Below are 24,044 nucleotides of genomic sequence, written 5' to 3' on the forward strand. Positions count from 1 at the left end.
TCGCGATCGCCGAACCATCCCGTACGTACGCGAGGTGACGCCCCATGACGTCCACACCCCACACCTTCCAAGTCGATCTGCGCGGCCTGGTCGACCTGCTCTCCCACCACCTCTACTCGAGCCCCCGCGTCTACGTCCGCGAGCTCCTGCAGAACGCCGTGGACGCCGTCACCGCCCGTCAGACCCTCGACCCGCAGGCCGTGGTCCGCATCAGGCTGACCGCTTCCGGCGGCCGCGTGACCATCGAGGACAGCGGCATCGGCCTCACCGCCGCCGAGGCCCACTCGCTCCTCGCCACCATCGGCCGCAGCTCCAAGCGGGGCGGCGAGCACGGGCTGGAGGCGGCCCGTCGGGAGTTCCTCGGCCAGTTCGGGATCGGCCTGCTCGCCTGCTTCGTCGTGGCCCGCCAGATCCGCGTCGTCACCCGCTCCGCCCGCGACCCCCTGGCCGCGCCCGTCGAATGGCTGGCCACGGACGACGGTTCGTACACCGTGCGCGAACTGCCGCACGAGGCCCGCCCGGAGCCCGGTACCACCGTCGTCCTCGAGGCCCGCCCGGGCGCCGACGAATGGACCGTTCCGGCCAAGGTCGAGCAACTGGCCCGCGACTACGGCTCCCTGCTGCCCTACGACGTCACCTTCCACGACGGCGAGGGCGGCGAACCCCGTTCCGTCACCGACCGACCCGCCGTGTGGGACCGGCCCTTCGCCACCCCCGCTGCGCGGCGCGTCGCCCTCGCCGGGCACTGCGCGGAGGTCTTCGGCTTCACCCCCCTCGACAGCATCGACCTCGACCTGCCGCTCGCCGGAGTGCGCGGCGTGGCGTACGTCCTGCCCGAGCCGACCAGCCCCGCCCACCGCGCCGGACACCGCGTCCACCTCAAGGGCATGCTGCTGACCGACCGGGCCGACAACCTGCTGCCGGACTGGGCGTTCTTCGTCCGGGCCGTCCTCGACACGGACACGCTGCGGCCGACCGCCTCCCGCGAGAACCTGTACGACGACGAGACCCTGGCCGCCGTACGGGACGCCCTCGGTGCCCGCGTCCGCAGCTGGCTCGCCGAGCTCGCGGCGAGCGACCCGGAGCGGCTGGCCGCCTTCCTGAGCGTCCACCACCTCGGTGTGAAGTCCATGGCCCGGCACGACCCCGAGCTGCTCGGCCTGATGCTGCCCTGGCTGCCGTTCGAGACCAGTGACGGACCGATGAACCTGGAGCAGTTCGCGGCCGCCCACACCGAGGTCCACTTCACGCGCACCGTGGAGGAGTTCCGCCAGATCGCCCCGATCGCCGCGGCCCACGGCCTCGGCATCATCAACGCCGGCTACACCTACGACGCGGACCTGCTGGCCCTGCTGCCGTCCGTACGGCCCGGTCTGAAGGTCAGCGAGCTGGACGCCGGAGCCGTCACCGAGCGGCTCGACCCGGTGCCCACCTCCGCCGAACTGGCACTCGCCCCCTTCCTCGCCACCGCACGCACCCGCCTGCAGCCGCAGGGCTGCGACGTGGTGCTGCGCGCCTTCCAGCCCGTCTCCGTCCCCGCGCTCTACCTCGACGACCGGCAGGCACGGCAGGAGCGGGACCGGACCGCCGCACTGGAGAGCGCCGACTCCCTGTGGACCGGCATCCTGGGCGCGCTGCGCGGCTCCGCGCCCCGCGCCCGCCTCGTCCTCAACCACAACAACCCGCTCGTCCGCCGGATCTCCGCGCTCCCCGACCAGGCGCTGACGGGCACCGCCGTCGAATCGCTCTACGGGCAGGCCCTCCTTATGTCCCAGCGGCCGCTGCGTCCCGCCGACTCCACCCTGCTCAACCGGGCCTTCCTCGGGCTCCTGGAATGGGCGACCCACTCCACCGGAGACCAGGGAGACCCGAAGTGACGAGGCTGACCCGCCAGGAGATCGAGCAGGGACTCGCGGAGAACCGCGAAGCCCCGGGCGGCACCGCCCGCAACGCGCACGCCGAGGCGCTGGTCGCCGCCGCCGAGGCGAACGGCGACCGCGCGCTGTTCCGGGAGACCCTGGACAACCTGATCAACGCCTATCTGTGGAGCTCCGAGTCCTCGAAGCTGCTGGTGCCCTTCGCCCGGCTGCTGCAGGAGTACGACAAGGAACCCGGCGCCTTCTCCGAATGGGACGCGCACTCGCTGTTCTGGCAGTTCAAGTGGGTGGCCTCGGCCATTGCGGATTCCCCCGGGGTTCCCCTGGCGTCGGCCGCCGGCTGGCTGGACGAGATGGAGCGGCGCTACCGGATCGCGGGCTACAGCGAGCGGCCCGTACGGGAAGCCGAGCTGTGGCTGGCCGACGCGAGCGGCGACGACGAGCGGGCGGAGCAGGCTTTCGAGCGCTGGCTGGCGGCCGAGCGCGACGACATGAGCGACTGCCGCGCCTGCGAGCTCAACGGCCAGGGCCAGTACGCCGTCCTGCGCGGCCACGACGACCGGGCCCTGGAGATCTGGGCGCCGGTACTGGCGGGTGAGAACTCCTGCGCCGAGGAGCCGCACCGGATCCTGGCCACCTCGCTGCTGCCGCTGCTGCGGCTCGGCCGGTCCGACGAGGCCCGCTCGCACCATCTGCGCGGCTACCGCCTGGCCCGCGGCAAGGAGAGCCTGCTGCCGTCGGTCGCCAAGCACATCGAGTTCTGCGCGCTGACCGGGAACGAATCGCGCGGCCTGGAGATCCTGGCCGAGCACGCCTCCCACGTCGGTCCGCTCGCCAATGCCGACGACCAGCTGGCCTTCCACGGCGGCATCCTCGTCCTGCTGCGGCGGCTCGTCGAGCTGGGACACGGGCAGAGCCCGGCCGTCCCGTACGCCGGCACGCCCCACACCGTCTCCGAGCTGTACGCGGTGCTGCACTCGGGCGCGCTCGGCATCGCCCTGCAGTTCGACGCCCGCAACGGGACCACCCGGGTCTCGGACCGGTTCCTGGCGCGGATCGGTCGGGAGCCCGTGGTCGGCCACCTCCCGCTCGGGGTGCGCAGTGCGCCGCTCGGGCAGCCCCTCGACGCCGCCGCTCCCGCCGCTCCCTCGCCGTCGGCCCCGGCGCCCGCCGGGTTCGCCGAGCTGGTGGAGCGTGCCCGACGGGCGCGTGACCTGGGGCATCCGGGCGCCGATGCGCTGTGGGACGAGGTGGCGGTACGAGCATCCGCGGAGCCGGACGCCGACCCGCTGGTCGCGGCCGACCTGGCCGACCACCGGGCACTGGCCGCGGCGAAGCGGGGTGCGGTGGAGGCGCCCGAGCTGCTGACGGCGGTGCGCGAGGGCTACCGGGCGCTCGGCCGGCCCGAGCGCGCGGCGCTGGCCGACCTGCGGCTGGCGAGCGTGGCCGCGCAGTCGGGCGCCGCACCCGCGGAGATCAGGAGGCTGCTCGCGGCGGCCCTGCGGGCGGCGCAGTCGCTGGATCCCACGGAGCCGCTGCGCGCCCGTCGGCTCGCGCTCGCCGAACTGACGGCGATCCGCGTGGAGTCGTACCTGCGCTCGCTCGAGACCCCGGGGGATGCGCCGCACGCGCACGGTCACGTCGAGCTGGCGGCCGAGCTGACCGCGTTCATCGTCGACCACGAGGCCGACGCGGCGGATCTCGCGGCGGAGGCCGAGGAGATGCTGGGACGGATCGCGCTGTCCCAGGGCGACCCGGAGCGGGCCGTCACCTTGCTGGCGGCTGCCGCGGTACGGGCGGTCGCGGCGGGCCGGTCGTGGCAGGCGGTGGACGCGCTGGTGCTCCGGGCCGGGGTACTGCTGCGGCTGGACCGGCCCGAGGAGGCCGAGCAGGCGGCGCGCTCCGCACTGGAGCACGCCGCCGAGGTGACCGACGCCGATGCGCAGGGCGTCGTACGGCTGACGCTCGCGGACATCCTGCTGCGGCGGGGGGAGGCGGCGCAGGCCGCGGAGCACGCGCTGACGGGAGCCCACTGGTTCGATCAGGCCGGGCTCACCGCCGACGGCGGGGCGCAGGTCCGGCTGGTCCTCGCCCGGGCGTATGCGCAGGACGGGCGGACCGCCGAGGCGGCGGAGGTGCTGCAGTCCGCCCTGCCCGATCTGCTCGAGCACGGCGAGGAGCAGGTCGTTTCCGCCCGGGAGTTCCTGGGGGATCTGCTGCGCCGGCTGAACGAGCTCCGGCCGGCGGCGGAACAGTTCCTGCTGGCGGCGGAGACGGCCAAGGGATGGGAGGATCCGCGGCCGCAGGCCCGCCTCGCCCAGTCGGCGGCCGACACCCTGTCCGACGCGGGGCTGACCACGGAGGCGGTCGCAGCCTACGAGCGGGCCCTCGAACTGCACCGTCTGACCGGGGAGGAGCCGGTCGCCGAGGTGCGTGTGCTGCGCTCCCTGGCCTGGCTGGGGCTGCGCGCGGCCGTCACCGACCCGGCCGTTTCGCGGGCCCGGACCTTGATGGACGAGGCGACCGGCGTCCTGGAGGCCGCCTTGGCGGAGGATCCCGGGGCTGCGCACCTGCGGGCCGAGCTGGCCCAGACCTGGCACCAACTGGCCCAGGTCCTCGATCGGCACGTCACCGCACAGACGGAACACTTCGACGAGGACGAGGACGAGGAGGAGGACAAGGGCGAGCAGGAGGGCGAGCGCGGGGGCGAAGGCGAGGGGGCGCCGGAACCGCTGGGCGAGGCGGAGATCGAGGCGCTGCGTCTTGAGGAGATCGACCTCTGGGACCGGGCTGCCTCCGCCTACGCGGAGCTCGGCCCGGACCACCTGCGGGACCGGTTGCAGTGCGTGAACAATGCTGCGTGGACGGAGCAGGAACGGGGCCAGGCGGATGCGGGAGCCGCACGGGTCGCCGCACTGATCGACGAGGTCAAGGCGATGCCCGAGAGCGAGGTGCCCGACTGGCTCCTGCCGGCCGCCGAGCGCCTGTACGCGCAGCTCACCGCCTGAACCGGGCTCGGCCGGTCGTCGCCGCCCCCGCCGAGGGGTGGCGGCGACGACCGCCGGAGCGGGGCATCAGCCGTTCAGCTGGGCCTGCGCCTCCAGGGCGATCTTCTCGAAGACGGACTCGTCCGCGGCGAAGTCGGAGTCCGGGATCGGCGCGTGGATCACGAGCTCGGTGAAGCCCAGCTCGAGGTGACGGCCCGCGAAGTCGACGAACGCGTCCACGGACTCGAGCACCGTGTTCCGCTCGGGCGTGAAGCCGGTCAGGAGGATCTTCTCCATCGGCCCGAACTCGCGCCCGGCCTCCGCGAAGGCCTTCTCCAGCCGTCCGACCTGCCCGCGCAGGGCCTCCAGCGACTGCTCGGGCGTGCCGTCCTCGAAGAGCTTCGGGTCACCCGTGGTCACCCAGGCCTGCCCGTGCCGGGCGGCGAGCCGCAGGCCGCGCGGGCCCGTGGCGGCCACCGCGAACGGCAGGCGCGGCCGCTGCACACAGCCGGGGAAGTTGCGGGCTTCCTCCGCGGAGTAGAAGGCGCCCTGCGAACTCACCGCGCCCTCGGTCAGCAGCGTGTCCAGCAACGGGACGAACTCGGCGAACCGGTCGGCCCGCTCGCGCGGGCTCCACGGCTCCTGGCCCAGCGCCGTCGCGTCGAAGCCGTTGCCGCCCGCGCCGATACCGAGGGTGACGCGGCCGCCGGAGACGTCGTCCAAGGTAATGAGCTCCTTGGCGAGGGTCACGGGGTGGCGGAAGTTCGGCGAGGTGACCAGCGTCCCCAGACGCACCCGATCGGTGGCCCCGGCCGCCGCGGTCAGGGTGGGCACGGCTCCGAACCACGGCCCGTCGCGGAAGCTCCGCCAGGACAGGTGGTCATAGGTGTAGGCGGTGTGGAACCCCAGCTGATCTGCCCGGACCCACTGATCGCGGCCCCCTTCGTGCCATCGCCGTACCGGGAGGATCACCGTGCTCAGACGCAAACTCATGCGTTCGAGACTACGTCGGTTCCGATGTTTCACGTGAAACACGAGCGGCCCCCGGGACGGGGCGACCCGTGTTTCACGTGAAACACGGGCGGACCGGAGACGAGACGACCCACCGTGGTCCGGCCGGTCGCGGGTGATGGGCGAAGATGGGGCGGTGACCTCGGCTCCCCAGTGCCCGGACGGGCCCCTCCCCACTCCCCGGCTCATCGCCACCGACCTCGACGGCACCCTGCTGCGCGACGACAAGTCCGTCTCGCTGCGCACCGTGGCCGCACTCGCCGCCGCCGAGGAGGCCGGCATCGAGGTCTTCTTCGTCACAGGACGGCCCGCGCGCTGGATGGATGTGGTCAGCGACCACGTCCACGGCCACGGCCTCGCGATCTGCGCGAACGGCGCGGCCGTCGTGGATCTGCACGCCGGGCGGGAATTCGTCCAGGTCAGAGCCCTTCCCCGAGCTGCTGCCCGAACCGTGGTGGACGCCCTGCGGAACGCGGCACCCGGCACCTCCTTCGCGGTCGAGCTGACCACCGGCATCAACTACGAGCCGGCGTACCCGCCCTTCTTCAAGGACCCCGGCGCCCATGTCGCGGTCGCCGAGAAGCTGCTCGCGCAGGACATGGACGAGAGCGCCGCCCCCGTACTCAAGCTGCTCGCGCACCACCCCGAACTGGCCCCGGACGAGTTCCTCGCCCTGGCCCGCTCGGCGGCCGGAGAGTACGCCTCGATCACCCGCTCCAGTCCGACCGCCCTGCTGGAGATCAGCGGACAGGGAGTCTCCAAGGCGAGCACGCTGGCGCTGTGCTGCGCGGAGCGGGGCATTTCCCCCGCCGAGGTCGTCGCCTTCGGGGACATGCCCAACGACGTGGAGATGCTCAGCTGGGCGGGCACCTCCTACGCGATGGGCAACGCCCACCCGGATGTGATCGCGGCCGCCTCCGGCCGTACGACCGCCAACAACGAGGACGGGGTCGCCGTCGTCATCGAGCGCATCCTGGCCGACCTGATCGCCCAGCGGCAGCACAAGCGCCCCGCGGGGCAGGCACCCCAGGACCCTCAGGACCGGAGCGACCCGCAGGACCGGAGCGACCCGCAGGCCTGGCGCGGTCCGCACGACCGGAGCGGCTCGCGGGACTGGAGCGGCTCGCGCGACTAGATCGGCTCGCGGGACTACAGCGGGGCCTCCCACACCAGGGTGGTCCCGCCGCCGTCCTCGCCGATACCGGGGCCGTACGAGCTCGTGCCCCCCAGGGACTCGGCCCGCCGGCGCAGATTGCGCAGCCCGCTGCGCCGCCCGCCCTCGGGGATGCCCACGCCGTCGTCGGCGACCTCCAGCCGGACGCCGGGGCGCCCGTCCGCCAGCGTGACGGTGGAGTCCAGGACCACCTCGATCCGGGAGGCGACGGCGTGGCGGAAGGCGTTGGACAGGGCCTCGCGCAGGGCGGCGATCAGGTTCTTGCCCACCAGTTCGCCGACGACCGCGTCGATCGGGCCGAGGAAGCGGTGCGCGGGCTTGAAGCCCAGCGGTACGGCAGCCATGTTGATCTCCCTCAGCACCCGGGTCCGCAGCCCTGAGGGAGCCTCGGCTGGGCCCTGCTGGAGCGCGAAGATCGCCGTACGGATCTCCTGGATCGTCACGTCCAGCTCGTCCACGGCCTTGCCGACCCCGTCGCGGACCTCGGGCACGATGGACCGGCGCTGGGCGCCCACCAGCATCATCCCGGTGGCGAACAGCCGCTGGATGACCAGGTCGTGCAGGTCCCGGGCGATCCGGTCGCGGTCCTCGAACACGGCGAGGCGTTCCCGGTCGCGCTGCGCCTCGGCCATCATCAGCGCGAGCGCGGCCTGCGAGGCGAACTGCGTGGCCAGGGTCCGCTCGGCCTCGCTGAACGGCCGGGTACCGCGTGCCCTCGGCGTGACCAGGGCCCCCAGCACCCGGCCGCCACTGTGCAGCGGCAGCATCATGCAGGGGCCGTACTGGCTGGTCATCTCGCTGGCCATGCGCGGGTCGGACGCCGCGTCGTCCACGAAGACCGGCTCGCCCTGGAGAAGCCTGTGCACGACCGGGCTCTCGGCCGGGATCACCACACCGAGCGAGGTGGCCGGGTTCTCGGCCGAGACGGCGACGATCTCCATCCCGCCTTCCTCGGCCGGCAGCATGACGATCCCTGCGGAGGAGTCGGCCAGGCGGCGGGCCTGCTCGGCCACCACCGTGAGGGCGTCGTCCGCGTCCCCGCCGGACAGCAGGGCCGTGGTGACGGCCACCGAGCCGTCGATCCAGCGCTCCCGCTGGGTGGCGGCCTCGTACAGCCGGGCGTTGCCGATGGCGATGCCCGCCTCGGTGGCCAGCACGCGGACCATGTGGACGTCGTAGTCGTTGAACGGGCCGCCGCCGTTCTTCTCGGCGAGGTACAGGTTCCCGAAGATCTCCCCCTGGACCCGGATCGGGACACCGAGGAACGTCTTCATGGTCGGGTGGTGCGCGGGGAAGCCCGCCGAGCGCGGATCCTTCGTCAGGTCCTCGAGCCGGACGGTGTCGGAGTGCGAGATCAGCGCCCCCAGCAGGCCCCGTTTCCCGTCCGGACGGTGACCGATCTTCTTGGCCAGCTCGGAGCTGACCCCGAACGTGACGAAGTCCGAAAGTCCGCGGCCCTCCATGTCGACGACGCCGATCGCCGCGTAGCGGGCGTCCGCGAGCTCGGCCGCGGTCTCACAGATCCGGTCGAGCGTGGAGTGCAGTTCAAGCCCGGTACCGACCGACCTCATGGCCTCCAGCAGCTGCGGGACGCGGGCCGTGAGCTCGGTGGACAGGCCCTGCAGACTCCGGGTGGCCTGGGTGGCGGCCTCCAGCGGGTCCGGTGTTCCCGGTGATGCGTCCGGCGGTTCCTTGGACTCCTGCACTGACATGCCCTTGAGACTAGTTAGTCCCGTTTAGCGGGGAAAGTCGGCACGGACAAGGCCGGCCGCGGTCGCGTCGGCCTCCCTCTCCCGCTCCAGCAGCCGCCGCAGCGGACCCTCGGCAGCGGCCAGCTCGGCGTACGCCCCGCGCTGGACGACCTCTCCGCCGTCGAGCACGAGCACCTCGTCGACCGCCTCCAGCCCGGCCAGCCGGTGCGTGATCAGCACGGTGGTACGGCCCTCGGTGGCCGCCAGCAGATCCGCCGTCAGCGCGTCCGCCGTGGCCAGGTCCAGGTGCTCGGCCGGCTCGTCCAGGACCAGCACGGGGAAGTCCGCGAGCAGCGCCCGGGCCAGCGTCAGGCGCTGGCGCTGGCCGCCGGAGATCCGCTCGCCGTGCTCGCCGACCAGGGTGTCGAGGCCGTCCGGGAGTCCGTCGGCCCATTCCAGGAGCCTCGCCGCGGCCAGCGCCTCCCGCAGCTCCTGCTCGCTCGCGCCGGTCCGCGCCAGCCGCAGGTTCTCCCGTACCGAGCTGTCGAAGAGGTGCGCGTCCTGGGCACAGAGCCCCACGAGCGCGCGGACGTCGTCGCCGTCGAGGGCGCACGCGTCGGTCCCGCCCACGGTGTACGTGCCGTCGCGCGGGTCCAGGAAGCGCAGCAGGACCTGCGCGAGGGTGGTCTTGCCGGAGCCCGAGGGGCCCACGACGGCGATGCGCCGGCCGGCTTCCAGGGCCAGGTCCACACCCCGCAGGGCGTCCCGCTCCTGTCCGGGGTGGCGTGCGGTGAGCCCCGTCAGCCGCAGCGGGAAGGGCGAGCCGGGCGCCTCTGCGGGCCGCTGCGGCTCGGCGACCGGAGCCGGGGCGTCGATGACCTCGTAGACCCGCTCCGCGCTGCGGCGCACCCGCTGGCGGTACTGGACGGCGAGCGGAAGACCGTTGACCGCCTCGAAGGCGGCGAGCGGTGTCAGTACGGCGACCGCCATGGCCACCCCGGAGAGCCGTCCGTCGTGTACCGCTGTCGCGGCCGCGGCCGCCGCGGCCACCACGGTCAGCCCGCACACCAGGGCGGCCAGCCCGCCGCCCAGCCCGGCGGCGGCCGCGCCGCGCGCGGCGATCCGCGTCAGCGCGCCGTCGCTCGCGCGGGCCCGGTCCTTGCGGTCCTCCAGCGCCCCGGCGACGGTCAGTTCCGCGGTGCCGGTGAGCAGATCGGCCACCCGCGTGGCGAGTTCACCCCGGGCGGGCGCCAGCCGGCGCTCCGCACGTCGCGCGCAGGCCCCGCTGACGAGCGGAACGCCCACGCCGGCGGCGAGCAGTCCGACGGCGAGGGCGGCTCCTGCCTCCGGCAGCAGCCAGGTGGTGAAGGCGACCGAGCCGGTGCCGACGAGCACCGCGGTCCCGACCGGCAGCAGCCAGCGCAGCCAGTAGTCCTGCAGTGCGTCGGCGTCGGCCACCAGCCGGGTCAGAAGGTCCCCGCGCCGGTGCTCGCGCAACCCGGCAGGGGCGATGCGCTCCAGCCTCCGGTACACGGTGACCCGCAGGTCGGCGAGCATCCTCAGCACGGCGTCGTGCGAGACGAGGCGCTCGGCGTACCGGAAGACCGCGCGGCCCATTCCGAAGGCGCGAGTGGCGGTCACGGCCACCATCAGATAGAGCACGGGAGGCTGCTCGGAGGCCCGCGAGATCAGCCAGCCGGACACGGCCATCAACCCGACGCTGCACCCCACGGCCAGCGCCCCGAGCAGCAGGCCGAGCCGGAAACGGCCCTGCCATGCCCTGGCCACGTCCCGTACCCGGCGCAGCGGATCGCTCCCGCCCGAGTCCGTCCCGCCCCCCGTGCGCGTCCGCTCGGGTGCGGCGCCGAGCATCCACTCCCCGGCGTCGGCCGAGGACGGGACGGGAGTCCCGGGCCGGGCGGCGGTGGGCCGGGGGAGCGGCGCGCGGGCCGTTCCCGCCCCGGCGATCGGGACCACGCGGTCGGCGATGGCGAGCAGCGCCGGCCGGTGCACGACCAGCAGGACGGTCCGGCCGACGGCCAGCCGCCGGACCGCGTCCACCACCGCTGCCTCGGTCTCGCCGTCCAGCGCCGCGGTCGGCTCGTCCAGCAGCAGCACGGGCCGGTCCGCCAGGAACGCCCGGGCGAGCGCCAGCCGCTGCCGCTGCCCCGCGGACAGTCCCACACCGCCCTCACCGAGGGGGGTGTCCACCCCGAGCGGCAGTGCTGCCACGAACTCCCACGCCCCCGCGTCCCGCAGGGCGCGGGTCACATCCGCCTCGCAGGCGTCCGGGCGGGCCAGCCGTACGTTCTCCCCGATCGTCCCGGCGAACAGGTGCGGGCGCTGCGGCACCCACGCCACCCGCTCCCGCCACTGCTCCTGCGACAGCTCGGAAAGATCGGTTCCCGCGATCCGAACCCGTCCCGCACTCGGGGCCACGAACCCCAACAGCACCTGGAGCAGGGTGGACTTCCCCACCCCGCTCGGGCCGGTCAGAGCCACGCACTCCCCCGGTCCGACGGTCAGCGAGACGGGTCCGGGCGAGTCCTCAGTGCGGCCTTCGTGGCGCACGGCCACCCCGTCGATCTCGATGCGCAGGGGAGTGCCGGTCGGGAGGGCGGCTCCGCCGGCCGGCCGCGGGACGGGGGTCTCGAGGACTTCGAAGATCTCCTCGGCGGCCGCGAGCCCCTCGGCGGCCGCATGGTACTGCGCGCCGACCTGCCGCAACGGCAGGTACGCCTCGGGCGCCAGGATCAGGATGACCAGTCCCGTATAGAGGTCCAGCTCGCCGTGGACCAGCCGCATGCCGATGGTCACCGCCACCAGCGCCACGGACAGGGTCGCGAGGAGTTCCAGCGCGAAGGAGGACAGGAAGGCGATGCGCAGGGTCCGCATCGTCGCGCGCCGGTAGTCGTCGGTGATCTTTCGGATCGACTCCGCCTGGGCCTTGGCCCGTCCGAACACCTTCAGGGTGGGAAGTCCGGCCACCACGTCGAGGAAGTGCCCCGACAGCCGCGACAGCAGCCGCCACTGGCGGTCCATCCGGGACTGGGTGGCCATGCCGATGAGGATCATGAACAGCGGGATCAGCGGCAGGGTGACGACGATGATGGCCGCCGACACCCAGTCCTCGGTGACGATCCGGGCGAGCACCGCCACCGGAACGACCACCGCGAGCCCCAGCTGGGGAAGGTAGCGGGAGAAGTAGTCGTCGAGCGCGTCGACGCCCCGGGTGGCCAGGGCGACCAGGGAACCGGTCCGTTGGCCGCCCAGCCAGCCGGGCCCCAGGTCCGCGGCCCGGTCCAGCAGCCGGCCCCGCAGCTCCGACTTGACCGCCGCGCCGGCCCGGTGCGCGGCCAGCTCCGTCAGCCAGGTGGTCAGGCCGCGGCCGAGCGCCACCGCCGCGAGCAGCAGCAGCGGCGTGCGGAGCGCGGCCCCGCCCAGACCTTCCTCGAAGGCGCCGACCACGATCTCGGCGATCAGCATCGCCTGACCGACGACCAGCCCCGCCCCGGCGAGGCCCAGGGCCACCACCGCGGCCAGGAAAAGGCGTGTGGAGCGGGCGTACCGAAGCAGGCGCGGGTCGATCGGTTTCACGTGAAACATCCCCCAGGCAGGGTCAGCCGGTCGGGCAGGAGGGTCGGGTGGCGGGGCCACCACACGTCGGTCGGTGCTCAGTGCGCGTCGACGATGTGCTGCGTCCCGATCCGCTTGCGGAACACCCAGTACGTCCATCCCTGGTAGAGCAGGACCAGCGGCGTGGCCACTCCCGCACACCAGGTCATGATCTTCAGGGTGTACGGGCTGGACGAGGCGTTGGTGACCGTGAGGCTCCAGGCGTCGTCCAGCGAGGACGGCATGACGTTCGGGAACAGCGTGAGGAAGAGCATCGCGACGGCCGCCGCGATGGTGACCCCGGACAGGGCGAACGCCCAGCCCTCGCGGCCCGCCCGGGTGGAGCCGAGGGCCCCGACCAGCGCGAGCACCGCGACGGCCATCGCGATCAGGCTCTTGGCATCGCCGCGCGTGAACTGGGTCCAGGTCAGGAAGACGAGGGCCAGTACCGCGGTGGCCGCGCCCAGCCGGTTCGCGAGCATCCGCGAGCGCTCCCGGATCTCGCCGACCGTCTTGAGCGAGGTGAAGACCGCGCCGTGGAAGGTGAACAGGGTGAGGGTGACCAGGCCGCCGAGGAGCGCGTAGCCGTTGAGGAGGTCGAGGAGGGTGCCCACGTACTCCTTGTTCTCATCGATCTTCACACCGCGGACGATGTTGGCGAAGGCCACGCCCCACAGGAAGGCGGGAATCAGCGAGGTCCAGAAGATCGCGTGCTCCCAGTTGGTCTGCCACTTGTCCTCGGGGCGCTTGTGCCGGTACTCGAATGCCACCCCCCGGACGATCAGGCAGACCAGGATGAGCAGCAGCGGCAGGTAGAACCCGGAGAAGAGGGTGGCGTACCAGTCGGGGAACGCGGCGAAGGTCGCCCCGCCCGCGGTGAGCAGCCAGACCTCGTTGCCGTCCCAGACGGGCCCGATCGTGTTGATCAGGACCCGCTTCTCCGTACGGTCGCGGGCGAGCAGCTTGGTCAGTACGCCGACTCCGAAGTCGAAGCCCTCCAGGAAGAAGTAGCCGATCCACAGAACGGCGATGAGCACGAACCAGACGTCGTGGAGTTGCATCGTTGGACTCCTCAGCCTCAGTACGAGAAGGCCATCGGCCGGTCGGGGTTCTTGTCGTCCCCGCCGATCTTGGTGGGCGGGTTGAGGTCGGCCTCGGTGAGCTCGGGGGGTCCGAGCTTGACGTATTTCACGAGCAGCTTGACCTCGATGACGGCGAGCACCGCGTACAGCAGCGTGAAGCCGATCATGGACGTGAGCACCTCGCCCTGGGAGACACCCGGCGAGACCGCATCACGGGTGCGCAGGACTCCGTAGACCACCCAGGGCTGACGGCCCATCTCGGTGAAGATCCAGCCCCAGGAGCTGGCGATGAGCGGGAAGCCCATGGTCCAGAGCGCGACGATCCAGTAGAGCCGTCCCCACTTGGGGCTCAGCGCCCGCTTGAAGAGGACCAGGTTCGGCACCTCGTCCTGCGAGGTCCGCAGACCCGGCGGCAGCATGAACTTCTTGCGGGTCAGCCACAGCCCCAGCACGCCGATGCCGAGCGAGGCCATGCCGAAGCCGATCATCCAGCGGAAGCCCCAGTAGGCGACGGGGATGTTGGGCCGGTAGTCGCCGGGCCCGAACCTCTCCTGCTCGGCCTTGTTGACGTCGTTGATGCCCGGGACGAAGGAGGTGAAGTCGTCGTTGGCCAGGAAGGACAGCAGGCCCGGGATCTCTATGGCGACCTTGTTGTGGCCCTTGTCCACATCGCCGTAGGCGAAGATCGAGAACGGAGCCGGCGCCTCGCCGTCCCACAGCGCCTCGGCGGCGGCCATCTTCATCGGCTGCTGCTTGAACATGACCTTGCCGAGCAGGTCACCGCTGACGGCGGTGCCCATCCCCGCGATGATCAGCGTGATCAGGCCGAGCCGCAGCGAGGTCCGCATCACGGGGATGTGCTTCTTGCGCGCCAGGTGGAAGGCGGCGATGCCGACCATGAACGCGCCGCCGACCAGGAAGGCCGCCGTGATGGTGTGGAAGAACTGGGTGAGCGCGGTGTTCTGGGTGAGCACCTGCCAGAAATCGGTGAGCTCGGCCCGGCCGCGCTCCTCGTTGATGCGGTACCCGACCGGGTGCTGCATCCAGGAATTGGCCGCCAGGATGAAGTAGGCGGACAGGACGGTGCCGAGGGACACCATCCAGATGCAGGCCAGGTGGATCTTCTTCGGCAGCTTGTCCCAGCCGAAGATCCACAGACCGATGAAGGTCGACTCGAAGAAGAAGGCGATCAGCGCTTCGAAGGCCAGCGGGGCCCCGAAGACGTCACCGACGAATCGCGAGTAGTCGGACCAGTTCATACCGAACTGGAACTCCTGGACGATGCCGGTGACGACACCCATCGCGATATTGATCAAGAAGAGCTTTCCCCAGAACTTCGTGGCCCTGAGGTACTTCTCCTTCTCGGTGCGCACCCAGGCGGTCTGCAGGCCGGCCGTGAGCGCGGCGAGCGAGATCGTCAGGGGGACGAAGAGGAAGTGATAGACGGTGGTAATGCCGAACTGCCATCGCGCCAGGGTCTCGGGCGCCAAAGCCAGGTCCACGTCGTCGTCTCCTTCGGTTCGCCGTGGTCGCTGCCGCAGTCTGCCTGTTGTGTCCCACTCAATTCAGGAGGAAGCAGGACGCGCTTGTGAACGCGTTCACATTCACAAGCATTATGGCGCACCGACTTTCGGACTGCTCAGGCGGGGTCCCTCTAGCCAACAGATTCAACAGATTGTTGAATGCGGCTCATGAAGATACGCATCTCCTGGCCTGCGGGTCAGCTCACCGCAACCCTCGACGAGACCCCGACCAGCAAGGCGCTGGCCGAGGCCCTTCCGATCTCCGCCTCCGCGAACACCTGGGGCGAGGAGGTCTACTTCGACACCGGCGTCTCCGTCGCCCTGGAGCACGACGCCCGGCAGGTCGTCGAGCCCGGCACGGTCGCCTTCTGGACCGAGGGCGACGCGCTCGCCCTGCCCTACGGGCCCACTCCCATCTCACGCGGAGGCGAGAGCCGCCTGGCGAGCCCGTGCAACGTGCTCGGCTCGTTCGACGGCGACCCCCGCCTGCTGTCCACCGTCCGCGACGGCGATCCCGTCCGCGTGGAACTGGCCTGACCAGGCCTACAGCTCCTTGAAGAAGGCCTCCGCCGTGTGCAGGAAGAGGTCGTTCGCCTCGGTCTCACCGATCGTGACCCGCAGGCCCTCGCCCGCGAAGGGCCGGACCACCACACCGGCCTTCTCGCAGGCCGCCGCGAAGTCCGCGGTCCGCTCCCCCAGCCGCATCCACACGAAGTTCGCCTGCGTGTCCGGCACGGTCCAGCCCTGCGCGAGGAGCGTCTCGTGGACCCGCTTGCGCTCGCACACCAGCGCCCCGACACGGCCCATCAGCTCGTCCTCGGCGCGCAGCGAGGCCACCGCGGCGTCCTGGGCGAGCTGGCTGACGCCGAAGGGGACCGCCGTCTTGCGCAGCGCCGCGGCCACCGGCTCGTGCGCCACCGCGAAACCGACGCGCAGGCCGGCGAGCCCGTACGCCTTGGAGAACGTGCGCAGCACACAGACGTTCGGGCGGTCGCGGTAGAGCTCGATGCCGTCCGGTACGTCGGCGTCACGCACGAACTCGCGGTAGGCCTCGTCCAGCACCACCAGGACGTCCGAGGGCACCCGGTCCAGGAAGCGCTCCAGCTCGGCACGCCGCACGGCGGTGCCGGTGGGGTTGTTGGGGTTGCAGACGAAGATCAGCCGGGTCCGCTCGGTGATCGCCTCCGCCATCGCGTCGAGGTCGTGCACGTCGCCCTCGGTCAGCGGCACCTGTACCGAGGTCGCACCCGAGATCTGCGTGATGATCGGGTACGCCTCGAAGGAACGCCAGGCGTAGATGACCTCGTCACCCGGTCCGGCCGTCGACTGGATCAGCGACTGGGCCACGCCGACGGAGCCGGTGCCGGTGGCGACGTGCTCGACCGGCACCCCGAACCGCTCCGCGATCTCGTTCACCAGGCCGGTGCAGGCCATGTCCGGGTACCGGTTGAAGTTCCCGGCCGCCGCGACCGCGCTCTCGAGCACCCCGGTCAGCGGCGGGTACGGGTTCTCGTTCGAGGACAGCTTGTACGCGACGGCCCCGCCCGCGGCAGCCGGCTTGCCCGGCTTGTACGTGGGAATGCCGTCCAGCTCGGCGCGCAGCTTCGGGCTCTTCTCGCTCACCGCAGGTCCTCCTCGACCATCCCGTCCGACGTCGCCGTCGACTCAATACTGCTCACCTTATGAGGATTCCGCTCTCCCGAGAATGGGGGCGCCTGGAATGCGGGGGAGCGCGCGCATATATGCGCGCGCTGGTGGCCTGCGCCGTGGCGCGCGTCCCTCGTGCAGGTGAGTTGAGACCGGCCCGAGACCACCCCGTTTTGGCATGCCCGTGGCCGCCGACAAGCTCCACCACAGAGCACATAGGCCAAATGCCTTCAGTTCCAAGGTCATTGGGGGTGGCGAACCATGCAGAAACGAGCCTGTCAACGCGTGCATATGCACACGGACCACCCACCCCCCCGAGCCCTACTATCGGCTCGCCATGACAGCAGCAGGGAAGCATCAGGTGAGCCGGACCGAGACCACCCGGCGGGCCGCCGGCCGACAGGGCCGGGCAGGCATCAGGGACGTGGCCGCCGCGGCGGGCGTCTCCATCACAACCGTCTCCGACGCGCTCAATGGCAAGGGACGGCTGCCGGACGCCACCCGCCGCCACGTTCGCGAGGTGGCCGACCGGCTGGGCTACCGCCCCTCCGCCGCCGCCCGCACCCTCCGTACCGGCAAGTCGGGCCTCATCGGCCTGACCGTGACGACGTACGGGGATGAACCTTTCACCTTCACCGAATTCGCCTACTTCGCCGAGATGGCCAGAGCCGCCACCTCCGCCGCGCTCGCCCGCGGCTACGCCCTCGTCATCCTCCCCGCCACCTCCCGACACGACGTGTGGTCCAACGTCGCCCTCGACGGCACCGTCGTCATCGACCCCTCCGACCACGATCCCGTCGTCACCGAACTGGTCCGCCAGGGCCTACCCGTGGTCTCCGACGGCCGCCCGGCAGGCTCGCTCCCCGTCACCGCCTGGGTCGACAACGACCACGAGGCCGCCGTACTGGGCCTGCTCGACCACCTCGCCGCCGCCGGCGCCCGCAGGATCGGGCTGCTGACCGGCACCACCACCGACACCTACACCCGGCTCTCCACCACCGCCTACCTCAACTGGTGCGAGCGCGTCGGCCAGGACCCGGTCTACGAGTCCTACCCCGCCCACGACCCCTGCGCGGGCGCCGTGGCCGCCGACCGGCTCCTCGCCCGACCCGACCGGCCCGACGCCGTGTACGGGCTCTTCGACCCCAACGGCACCGACCTGCTCGCCGCCGCCCGGCGCTACGGGCTGCGCGTCCCGGAGGACCTGTTGCTCGTGTGCTGCAGCGAGTCCACCGTGTACGCCAACACCGAGCCGCCCATCACCACCCTCTCCCTCAAACCGCGCCGCATCGGCACCGCCGTCGTGCAGCTGCTCATCGACGCGATCGAGGGAGTGGACACCGGGCGCCCCGTCGAACAGGTCGTCCCGACCGAGCTCATCATCCGTACCTCGTCGCAGCGCAGGCAGCCCCGGACGACCGTCAGCCCGCCGCGCTCCCCGGCACAGGACTGACCCGCCCCACCGCTCTACGGGCGGGCCCACCGGCCCCGCCCAGGATTTCCGGAACGCAGATATCGGCAGAAAACGGTAGGAACGATCGGCTCCGGTGAGGATTCACCACCCCTGGTGCGTCACACAGCGCGAGCCGCATTCCTATGATGGGCGCACGACATCACGGACCCTCCTCCCTGGAGGTCAGGAGGGTCCGCAGGTGTACGGCAGCGCGACGGTGGTGGAGGGGTCGATGACTCAGGGGGCCGGTCAGGGACCCGCGATGCGGACGGAAACGCTGCGGGACTTCCGGGTGCCGGTCACCGAACCCGCTCCGTACGCCGTATCCACCGGGCTGCCCGATGAGGCCCCCGTCTACGGCGAGTACCCGGCGTACTACGAGAACGGCGGCCGGAGCGTGCCCCCGCAGCCGGACTACACGCCGCAGACGGCCCCGCAGCCCGCCGCGCCAAGCGTCCCGCAGCAGCCCGCCGCACCGCCCGTCCCGCAGCACGAGGCGTACGGAGCACCCGAGGCGTACGAAGCGCACGAGGTGCACGACGCCACCGAGCCGGAACCCGAGGACGACGACCTCGGGGGCTACACCCCCACCCACCGCGACCTGCCCGTCATCGGGCGCGGCGCGCTCGGCGGCCCCGGCGACACCGTGCAGGTCCAGTACGTGCCCCAGGACCCCGCGGCCGGCGGTCCCGGACCGCTCTACGTCGTCGGCGACGTCCACGGCTACCTCGACGAGCTCGTCACCGAACTCCACGCCCAGGGCCTCATCGACGCGGAGCGCCGCTGGTCCGCCGGCAACGCCCGGCTCTGGTTCCTCGGAGACTTCACCGACCGGGGCCCCGACGGCATCGGCGTGATCGACCTCGTCATGCGGCTGTCCGCCGAGGCGGCGGCCGCCGGCGGCTACTGCAAGGCCCTCATGGGCAACCACGAGCTGCTGCTCATCGGCGCCAAGCGGTTCGGCGACACCCCCGTCTCCTCCGGCGCCGGCACCGCCACCTTCCAGGCCGCATGGCTGCTCAACGGCGGCCAGCGCACCGACATGGAGCGCCTGCAGGACGTCCACCTGCAGTGGATGTCCCGCCTGGACGCGGCCGTCCTGGAGGAAGGGCACCTGCTCCTGCACTCCGACACCACGGCCTACCTGGACTACGGCGACTCGATCGAGGACGTCAACGACACCATCCACGAGCTGCTCAACCGCAACGACGCCGACATCACCTGGGACCTCTTCCGCAAGTTCACCAAGCGGTTCGCCTTCCGCGACGAGGAGACCGGCCCCGGCGCGGTACGCGAACTGCTCGGGACGTACGGGGGCAGCCGCGTCGTGCACGGGCACAGCCCCATCCCCTACCTGCTCGGCGAAGTGGGCACCGAAGACGGTGACGGGTCCCGTGGACCGGAGGCCGTGGACGGCCCCCACGTGTACGCGGACGGACTCGCCATCGCGATGGACGGCGGCGTCACGATGGCGGGCAAGCTGCTGGTCGTGCAACTCCCCTTGAGCAACTGAGGCTTGTCACACAAGGGGTATTTCTGGAAAGCCCCTGTCAACCTGCGGTGTAGGGCCTCTACCATCGCTCTATCCGTAGCAGGCTCTCCTCCGTTTGTGCCGGCGCCCGGGTCTACGCGGGCAAACCGGCCTCCACGGAGCATCGGGGGATGCACATGACCAGCGCTCCGCACCTGCTGACCGAAGACCGGCCGGAGTTCGACCGACTCCTCGACGAGGCGCTGCGCACCGCACACGAACGGCCCGAGCTCGCCGCCCTCGGCGAACGTCTGAACGCCGAACAGCTGCGCACGATGGCCCTGGGGGCCAGCGCCCTGCTGACAGCAGCGGCCGCCACCGAGTACGACCACTACGTGAAGGTCCGCGAGGAACGGCGCGACGAGGTCCTCTCTGCTCCCGGGACGGCCGGGGAGGACACCGACGAACAGGACGGCGCGGGGCTCGGCGCCGTGATCGCGGTGCTCGCACCGGTCCTGGCGGGCGCGGCCATGCTGATCTTCCTGCTGGTGGGCTACATCCTGAAGATGATCGAACCCGAGCCGGCCTTCGCCGAGACCATGCTGACGGCGGGCTCGTTCTTCGGCGCGCTCACCGTCGCCTCCCTGGTCTTCGCGGTGATCGGCCTGCTGGTGACGGCCGTGCGCAACCGGTCGACCGAGGTGGCCGCGGACGGACCCGAGGCGATACCGGACGAGGTCGCACTGGCCCGCGAGGCATGGCGGCGCGCCCTGCTGGAGCGCGGGATCATGCCGTTCCTGCGTGACGCACTGGCCGACCCGAGCGCGGGGGCCGGTTTCCCGGCCCCCCGCAGACGCGGCAGCCGGATACCCCATCTGGGGTACACGGCTCCCGACTTCACCAGCCCGGGATCCCCCTCCGAAAGTCCCCGGCCCGGCTACACCCCGCCGGACTTCTCCAGTCCGGACTTCGGCGGCCCGGAACGCGAGCCGCAGTAGGCCTCGCCGACGGCAGGCGATGTTTCACGTGAAACAACGGCGCTGTTCCCCGGCCCGACGAACGGCCGGGGAGCGGCGCCCTCGTCCGTGCGTGGCGCGTCAGTCGGCCAGCGGCAGGTAGACGCGGTTGCCCGAGGCCGCGAACTCGGCGGACTTCTCGGCCATGCCCGCCTGGATCTCCTCGGCCTTCAGGTCGCCGCCGTGTTCACGGCGGATGTCCTGGGAGATCTTCATCGAGCAGAACTTCGGACCGCACATGGAGCAGAAGTGCGCGGTCTTGGCCGGCTCGGCGGGCAGGGTCTCGTCGTGGAACTCACGAGCGGTGTCCGGGTCGAGCGCCAGGTTGAACTGGTCCTCCCAGCGGAACTCGAAGCGGGCGTCCGACAGCGCGTCGTCCCACTCCTGGGCTCCGGGGTGCCCCTTCGCCAGGTCCGCGGCGTGCGCGGCGATCTTGTACGTGATGACGCCGGTCTTGACGTCGTCGCGGTTGGGCAGGCCCAGGTGCTCCTTGGGCGTGACGTAGCAGAGCATCGCGGTGCCCCACCAGGCGATCATCGCGGCGCCGATGCCCGAGGTGATGTGGTCGTACGCGGGCGCGACGTCCGTGGTCAGCGGGCCGAGCGTGTAGAACGGCGCCTCCTCGCAGATCTCCTGCTGGAGGTCGATGTTCTCCTTGATCTTGTGCATCGGGACGTGGCCCGGGCCCTCGATCATCGTCTGGACGTTGTGGCGCTTGGCGATCGTGTTGAGCTCGCCCAGCGTCTTCAGCTCCGCGAACTGCGCCGCGTCGTTGGCGTCCGCGATGGAGCCGGGGCGCAGGCCGTCGCCCAGCGAGTACGTGACGTCGTACGTCGCGAGGATCTCGCAGAGCTCCTCGAAGTTCGTGTAGAGGAAGTTCTCCTTGTGGTGCGCCAGGCACCACGCGGCCATGATCGATCCGCCGCGCGAGACGATGCCGGTCTTGCGGCGGGCCGTCAGCGGCACGTAGGGCAGCAGCACGCCAGCGTGGACCGTCATGTAGTCGACGCCCTGCTCGGCCTGCTCGATGACCGTGTCCTTGTAGATCTCCCAGGTCAGGTCCTCGGCACGGCCGTCGACCTTCTCCAGCGCCTGGTAGAGCGGGACGGTGCCGATCGGGACGGGGGAGTTGCGCAGCACCCACTCGCGCGTGGTGTGGATGTTGCGGCCCGTCGAGAGGTCCATGACCGTGTCGGCACCCCACTTGGTCGCCCAGGTCATCTTGTCGACCTCTTCCTCGATGGAGGAGGTGACCGCGGAGTTGCCGATGTTGGCGTTGACCTTCACCAGGAATCGCTTACCGATGATCATCGGCTCGATCTCGGGGTGGTTCACGTTCGCCGGAAGCACCGCACGACCTGCGGCGATCTCCTCGCGGACGACCTCGGGGGAGACGTTCTCGCGGATCGCGACGTACTCCATCTCCGGGGTGATCTCGCCCCGGCGGGCGTACGCGAGCTGCGTGACGGCGGCGCCGCCACGGCCCCGGCGGGGCTGGCGGGGGCGGCCCGGGAAAACGGCGTCGAGGTTCTTGAGCCCGCCCCGGGGCGAGGTGTGCTTGATGCCGTCGTCCTCGGGGCGCACGGGGCGTCCCGCGTACTCCTCGGTGTCCCCGCGGCCGATGATCCAGTTCTCGCGCAGCGGTGCGAGACCTCGGCGCACGTCGGTCTCGATCTGGGGGTCGGTGTACGGCCCGGACGTGTCGTAGAGCGTCACGTCCTTGCCGTTGGTGAGGTGGACCTGGCGGACCGGCACCCGGATGTCGGGGCGGGAGCCCCCCACGTAGCCCTTGTGCCAGCCCGGCTGGCGCTCGGTCTGACCGTCGTTGTCCTGGCTGACGGCAGGCGTGCGTGCGTCCTGAATGGTCATGAGACCTATCTCCCTACGCCGGCATTACCCGGTAACAGGTTCGGCGGTCGACGCAGCCTCTTCCCGTACGCATCCGTGATGCTCGTACGGTGATCAGCGCCCTCTCAGCCCGGTGCTCCGAGCTCCCGCGTTGTGCAAAGGTGCCCCCACGCTAGCGTCATCTAGGGCGTGCTGAACAGTGGGCCCCCTCATCTCTTGCGATGATCTGCCAGTGACGACCTCGCCGCAGCCCCCCACCGAGCCCACGGATCCCACTGGCCGCAGTGACCACACGGGCCACTCACACGCAGGCGCCGGGCACTCGGGTTCCGGCCATGCCGCCGGTCATGGCCACAGCCACGGCCACGGGCCGGCGGCGCCGGTCTCGAAGCACCTGCGCAAGGTCATCGCGGCCGTGTTGATCCCCTTCGCCGCCGCCGTCTTCATCGGCATGGCGGTGCTCTGGCCGGGCGGCGCCCCCGCGCACGAGCGCACGGGCGTCGGCTTCGACCGGCAGACCCAGCAGGGCACGGTCGTCTCGCTCGAGAACGTCGACTGCAAATCGGTGAACGCCTCGCAGGTCCCGCCCACCGGCGACACCTCCACTCCCGAGGGCCGCGAGGCCCAGGCCGCGCAGACCGGCGCGTGCAAGAAGGCCACCGTGAAGGTCGGCACCGGGCCGGACCAGGGCCGCACCTTCATCGAGATCGTCCAGCCGGGCGCACCACGACAGTTGACGGACGGCCAGGAGGTGGTGGTCGCCTACGCACCGGACGCCCCGCGGGACCTCCAGTACTCGGTGATCGACGTGAACCGCAAGTTCCCCATGGCACTGCTGGCGGGCATCTTCGCCGTCGCGGTCGTCGTGGTCGGCCGGATGCGCGGGCTGTTCGCGCTGATCGCGCTGGTCGTCAGCTTCGGCGTGCTGACCCTCTTCATCCTCCCGGCCATCCTGCAAGGGTCGAATCCGCTGCTCGTCGCCGTCATCGGGGCGAGCGCCATCATGCTGATCGCCCTCTACATGTGCCACGGGCTGACCGCCCGCACCTCGGTCGCCGTCCTCGGCACACTCGTCTCACTGCTGTTGATCGGGCTGCTGGGCTCGCTGTTCATCGGCTGGGCGTTCCTCAGCGGCAACACCGACGACAACACGGGCTTGATCCACGGGCTCTACCCGGACATCGACATGAGCGGTTTGCTGCTCGCGGGCGTGATCATCGGATCGCTGGGCGTACTCGACGACGTGACGGTCACCCAGACCTCGGCGGTCTGGGAACTCCACCAGGCCGACCCCTCGATGGGGCCGCGCGCCCTGTACCGGGCGGCCATCCGCATCGGTCGCGACCACATCGCGTCGGTGGTCAACACCCTGGTGCTGGCGTACGCGGGCGCCGCCCTCCCCCTGCTCCTGCTGTTCTCGATCGCGAACAGCAGCATGGGTGCGGTGGCGAACAGCGAGCTGGTGGCGGAGGAGATCGTACGGACCCTCGTGGGCTCGATCGGTCTCGTGGCCTCGGTGCCCGTGACGACGGCGCTGGCCGCGCTGGTCGTCTCGGCCGACCGGCCGGGGACCCCGGACGGCGGAGCGGGCTCGGGGCCGGTCCGCAGTGGCCGGGGCCGTCGGCGCAAGCGCTGAACGTGGTGCCTGG

15 protein-coding genes and 1 riboswitch are annotated in these 24,044 nt (G+C 71.5%); of the genes, 8 read left to right on the forward strand and 7 right to left on the reverse strand.

Annotated features, from left to right (window positions below):
• Positions 1 to 44: 44 nt before the first annotated feature.
• Together AB0D44_RS00655 and AB0D44_RS00660 are read left to right on the forward strand one after the other, a co-directional pair.
• Positions 45 to 1,877 carry an HSP90 family protein gene (locus tag AB0D44_RS00655; RefSeq protein WP_362582326.1) on the forward strand — a complete coding sequence of 611 codons (1,833 nt, stop codon included), beginning with the start codon at positions 45 to 47 and terminating at the stop codon, positions 1,875 to 1,877.
• Positions 1,874 to 4,885 carry a tetratricopeptide repeat protein gene (locus AB0D44_RS00660; RefSeq protein ID WP_362582329.1) on the forward strand — a complete coding sequence of 1,004 codons (3,012 nt, stop codon included), beginning with the start codon at positions 1,874 to 1,876 and terminating at the stop codon, positions 4,883 to 4,885. The genes AB0D44_RS00655 and AB0D44_RS00660 overlap by 4 nt, the downstream gene beginning before the upstream one ends.
• 66 nt (positions 4,886 to 4,951) lie before the next feature.
• Here AB0D44_RS00660 and AB0D44_RS00665 read toward each other — a convergent pair whose 3' ends face one another.
• On the reverse strand, positions 4,952 to 5,857 hold the full coding sequence (locus AB0D44_RS00665) for an LLM class flavin-dependent oxidoreductase (protein ID WP_362582332.1): 906 nt from the start codon (positions 5,855 to 5,857) through the stop codon (positions 4,952 to 4,954).
• 136 nt (positions 5,858 to 5,993) lie between these two features.
• Between AB0D44_RS00665 and AB0D44_RS00670 the strand changes: the two genes are divergently transcribed.
• On the forward strand, positions 5,994 to 7,010 hold the full coding sequence (locus tag AB0D44_RS00670) for a Cof-type HAD-IIB family hydrolase (RefSeq protein WP_362582335.1): 1,017 nt from the start codon (positions 5,994 to 5,996) through the stop codon (positions 7,008 to 7,010).
• 14 nt (positions 7,011 to 7,024) lie between these two features.
• Here the strand turns inward: AB0D44_RS00670 and AB0D44_RS00675 are convergent, their stop codons facing one another.
• The 4 genes from AB0D44_RS00675 to AB0D44_RS00690 all read right to left on the reverse strand — a co-directional run bounded on the left by AB0D44_RS00675 (position 7,025) and on the right by AB0D44_RS00690 (position 14,939).
• Positions 7,025 to 8,761: a GAF domain-containing protein gene (locus AB0D44_RS00675; RefSeq protein WP_362582338.1), complete on the reverse strand. Its 1,737-nt coding sequence runs from the start codon at positions 8,759 to 8,761 to the stop codon at positions 7,025 to 7,027.
• Between the two features lie 24 nt (positions 8,762 to 8,785).
• Positions 8,786 to 12,337, reverse strand: a complete 3,552-nt coding sequence (gene cydD / locus AB0D44_RS00680; protein WP_362582341.1) for a thiol reductant ABC exporter subunit CydD — start codon at positions 12,335 to 12,337, stop codon at positions 8,786 to 8,788.
• 77 nt (positions 12,338 to 12,414) lie between these two features.
• Positions 12,415 to 13,416: a cytochrome d ubiquinol oxidase subunit II gene (gene cydB, locus AB0D44_RS00685; RefSeq protein WP_362582344.1), complete on the reverse strand. Its 1,002-nt coding sequence runs from the start codon at positions 13,414 to 13,416 to the stop codon at positions 12,415 to 12,417.
• 17 nt (positions 13,417 to 13,433) lie between these two features.
• Positions 13,434 to 14,939, reverse strand: coding sequence for a cytochrome ubiquinol oxidase subunit I (locus AB0D44_RS00690; RefSeq protein ID WP_362582347.1), 1,506 nt, complete (start codon positions 14,937 to 14,939; stop codon positions 13,434 to 13,436).
• Positions 14,940 to 15,128: 189 nt separating this feature from the next.
• Between AB0D44_RS00690 and AB0D44_RS00695 the strand changes: the two genes are divergently transcribed.
• Positions 15,129 to 15,497, forward strand: a complete 369-nt coding sequence (locus AB0D44_RS00695) for a cyclophilin-like fold protein (protein ID WP_362582349.1) — start codon at positions 15,129 to 15,131, stop codon at positions 15,495 to 15,497.
• Positions 15,498 to 15,503: 6 nt separating this feature from the next.
• Here the strand turns inward: AB0D44_RS00695 and hisC are convergent, their stop codons facing one another.
• Positions 15,504 to 16,583, reverse strand: coding sequence for a histidinol-phosphate transaminase (gene hisC, locus AB0D44_RS00700; RefSeq protein ID WP_362582352.1), 1,080 nt, complete (start codon positions 16,581 to 16,583; stop codon positions 15,504 to 15,506).
• Between the two features lie 361 nt (positions 16,584 to 16,944).
• On the opposite strand from hisC, the gene AB0D44_RS00705 reads away from it, so the two are divergent.
• From AB0D44_RS00705 to AB0D44_RS00715, 3 genes are all read left to right on the forward strand, one after another.
• Positions 16,945 to 18,060 (forward strand): LacI family DNA-binding transcriptional regulator, encoded by a 1,116-nt coding sequence (locus AB0D44_RS00705; protein WP_030028209.1) that lies wholly within the window; start codon positions 16,945 to 16,947, stop codon positions 18,058 to 18,060.
• A gap of 232 nt (positions 18,061 to 18,292) precedes the next feature.
• Positions 18,293 to 19,573, forward strand: a complete 1,281-nt coding sequence (locus AB0D44_RS00710; RefSeq protein ID WP_362582355.1) for a metallophosphoesterase — start codon at positions 18,293 to 18,295, stop codon at positions 19,571 to 19,573.
• A gap of 149 nt (positions 19,574 to 19,722) precedes the next feature.
• Positions 19,723 to 20,529 (forward strand): hypothetical protein, encoded by an 807-nt coding sequence (locus AB0D44_RS00715; RefSeq protein WP_362582358.1) that lies wholly within the window; start codon positions 19,723 to 19,725, stop codon positions 20,527 to 20,529.
• Between the two features lie 99 nt (positions 20,530 to 20,628).
• Here AB0D44_RS00715 and thiC read toward each other — a convergent pair whose 3' ends face one another.
• A complete protein-coding gene (gene thiC, locus AB0D44_RS00720) occupies positions 20,629 to 22,416 on the reverse strand; it encodes a phosphomethylpyrimidine synthase ThiC (protein WP_362582361.1) in 1,788 nt (595 codons plus the stop codon).
• A riboswitch (TPP riboswitch) is annotated at positions 22,410 to 22,555 on the reverse strand. (Overlaps the previous gene by 7 nt.)
• Positions 22,556 to 22,594: 39 nt before the next feature.
• On the opposite strand from thiC, the gene AB0D44_RS00725 reads away from it, so the two are divergent.
• Positions 22,595 to 24,031: a YibE/F family protein gene (locus AB0D44_RS00725; RefSeq protein ID WP_362582363.1), complete on the forward strand. Its 1,437-nt coding sequence runs from the start codon at positions 22,595 to 22,597 to the stop codon at positions 24,029 to 24,031.
• Positions 24,032 to 24,044 lie beyond the last annotated feature (13 nt).

The sequence above is a fragment of the Streptomyces sp. NPDC048349 genome (genome assembly GCF_040651925.1).
Lineage (GTDB): Bacteria > Actinomycetota > Actinomycetes > Streptomycetales > Streptomycetaceae > Streptomyces.

What these genes read in the sequence shown, in the direction of transcription:
- AB0D44_RS00705 (WP_030028209.1), top strand. Translation starts at nt 16,945, where the DNA reads ATGACAGCAGCAGGGAAGCATCAGGTGAGCCGGACCGAGACCACCCGG.
- AB0D44_RS00695 (WP_362582349.1), top strand. Translation starts at nt 15,129, where the DNA reads ATGAAGATACGCATCTCCTGGCCTGCGGGTCAGCTCACCGCAACCCTC.
- AB0D44_RS00710 (WP_362582355.1), top strand. Translation starts at nt 18,293, where the DNA reads ATGACTCAGGGGGCCGGTCAGGGACCCGCGATGCGGACGGAAACGCTG.
- cydB (WP_362582344.1), bottom strand. Translation starts at nt 13,416, where the DNA reads ATGCAACTCCACGACGTCTGGTTCGTGCTCATCGCCGTTCTGTGGATC.
- AB0D44_RS00675 (WP_362582338.1), bottom strand. Translation starts at nt 8,761, where the DNA reads ATGTCAGTGCAGGAGTCCAAGGAACCGCCGGACGCATCACCGGGAACA.
- thiC (WP_362582361.1), bottom strand. Translation starts at nt 22,416, where the DNA reads ATGACCATTCAGGACGCACGCACGCCTGCCGTCAGCCAGGACAACGAC.
- AB0D44_RS00715 (WP_362582358.1), top strand. Translation starts at nt 19,723, where the DNA reads ATGCACATGACCAGCGCTCCGCACCTGCTGACCGAAGACCGGCCGGAG.
- AB0D44_RS00665 (WP_362582332.1), bottom strand. Translation starts at nt 5,857, where the DNA reads ATGAGTTTGCGTCTGAGCACGGTGATCCTCCCGGTACGGCGATGGCAC.
- AB0D44_RS00670 (WP_362582335.1), top strand. Translation starts at nt 5,994, where the DNA reads ATGGGCGAAGATGGGGCGGTGACCTCGGCTCCCCAGTGCCCGGACGGG.
- AB0D44_RS00655 (WP_362582326.1), top strand. Translation starts at nt 45, where the DNA reads ATGACGTCCACACCCCACACCTTCCAAGTCGATCTGCGCGGCCTGGTC.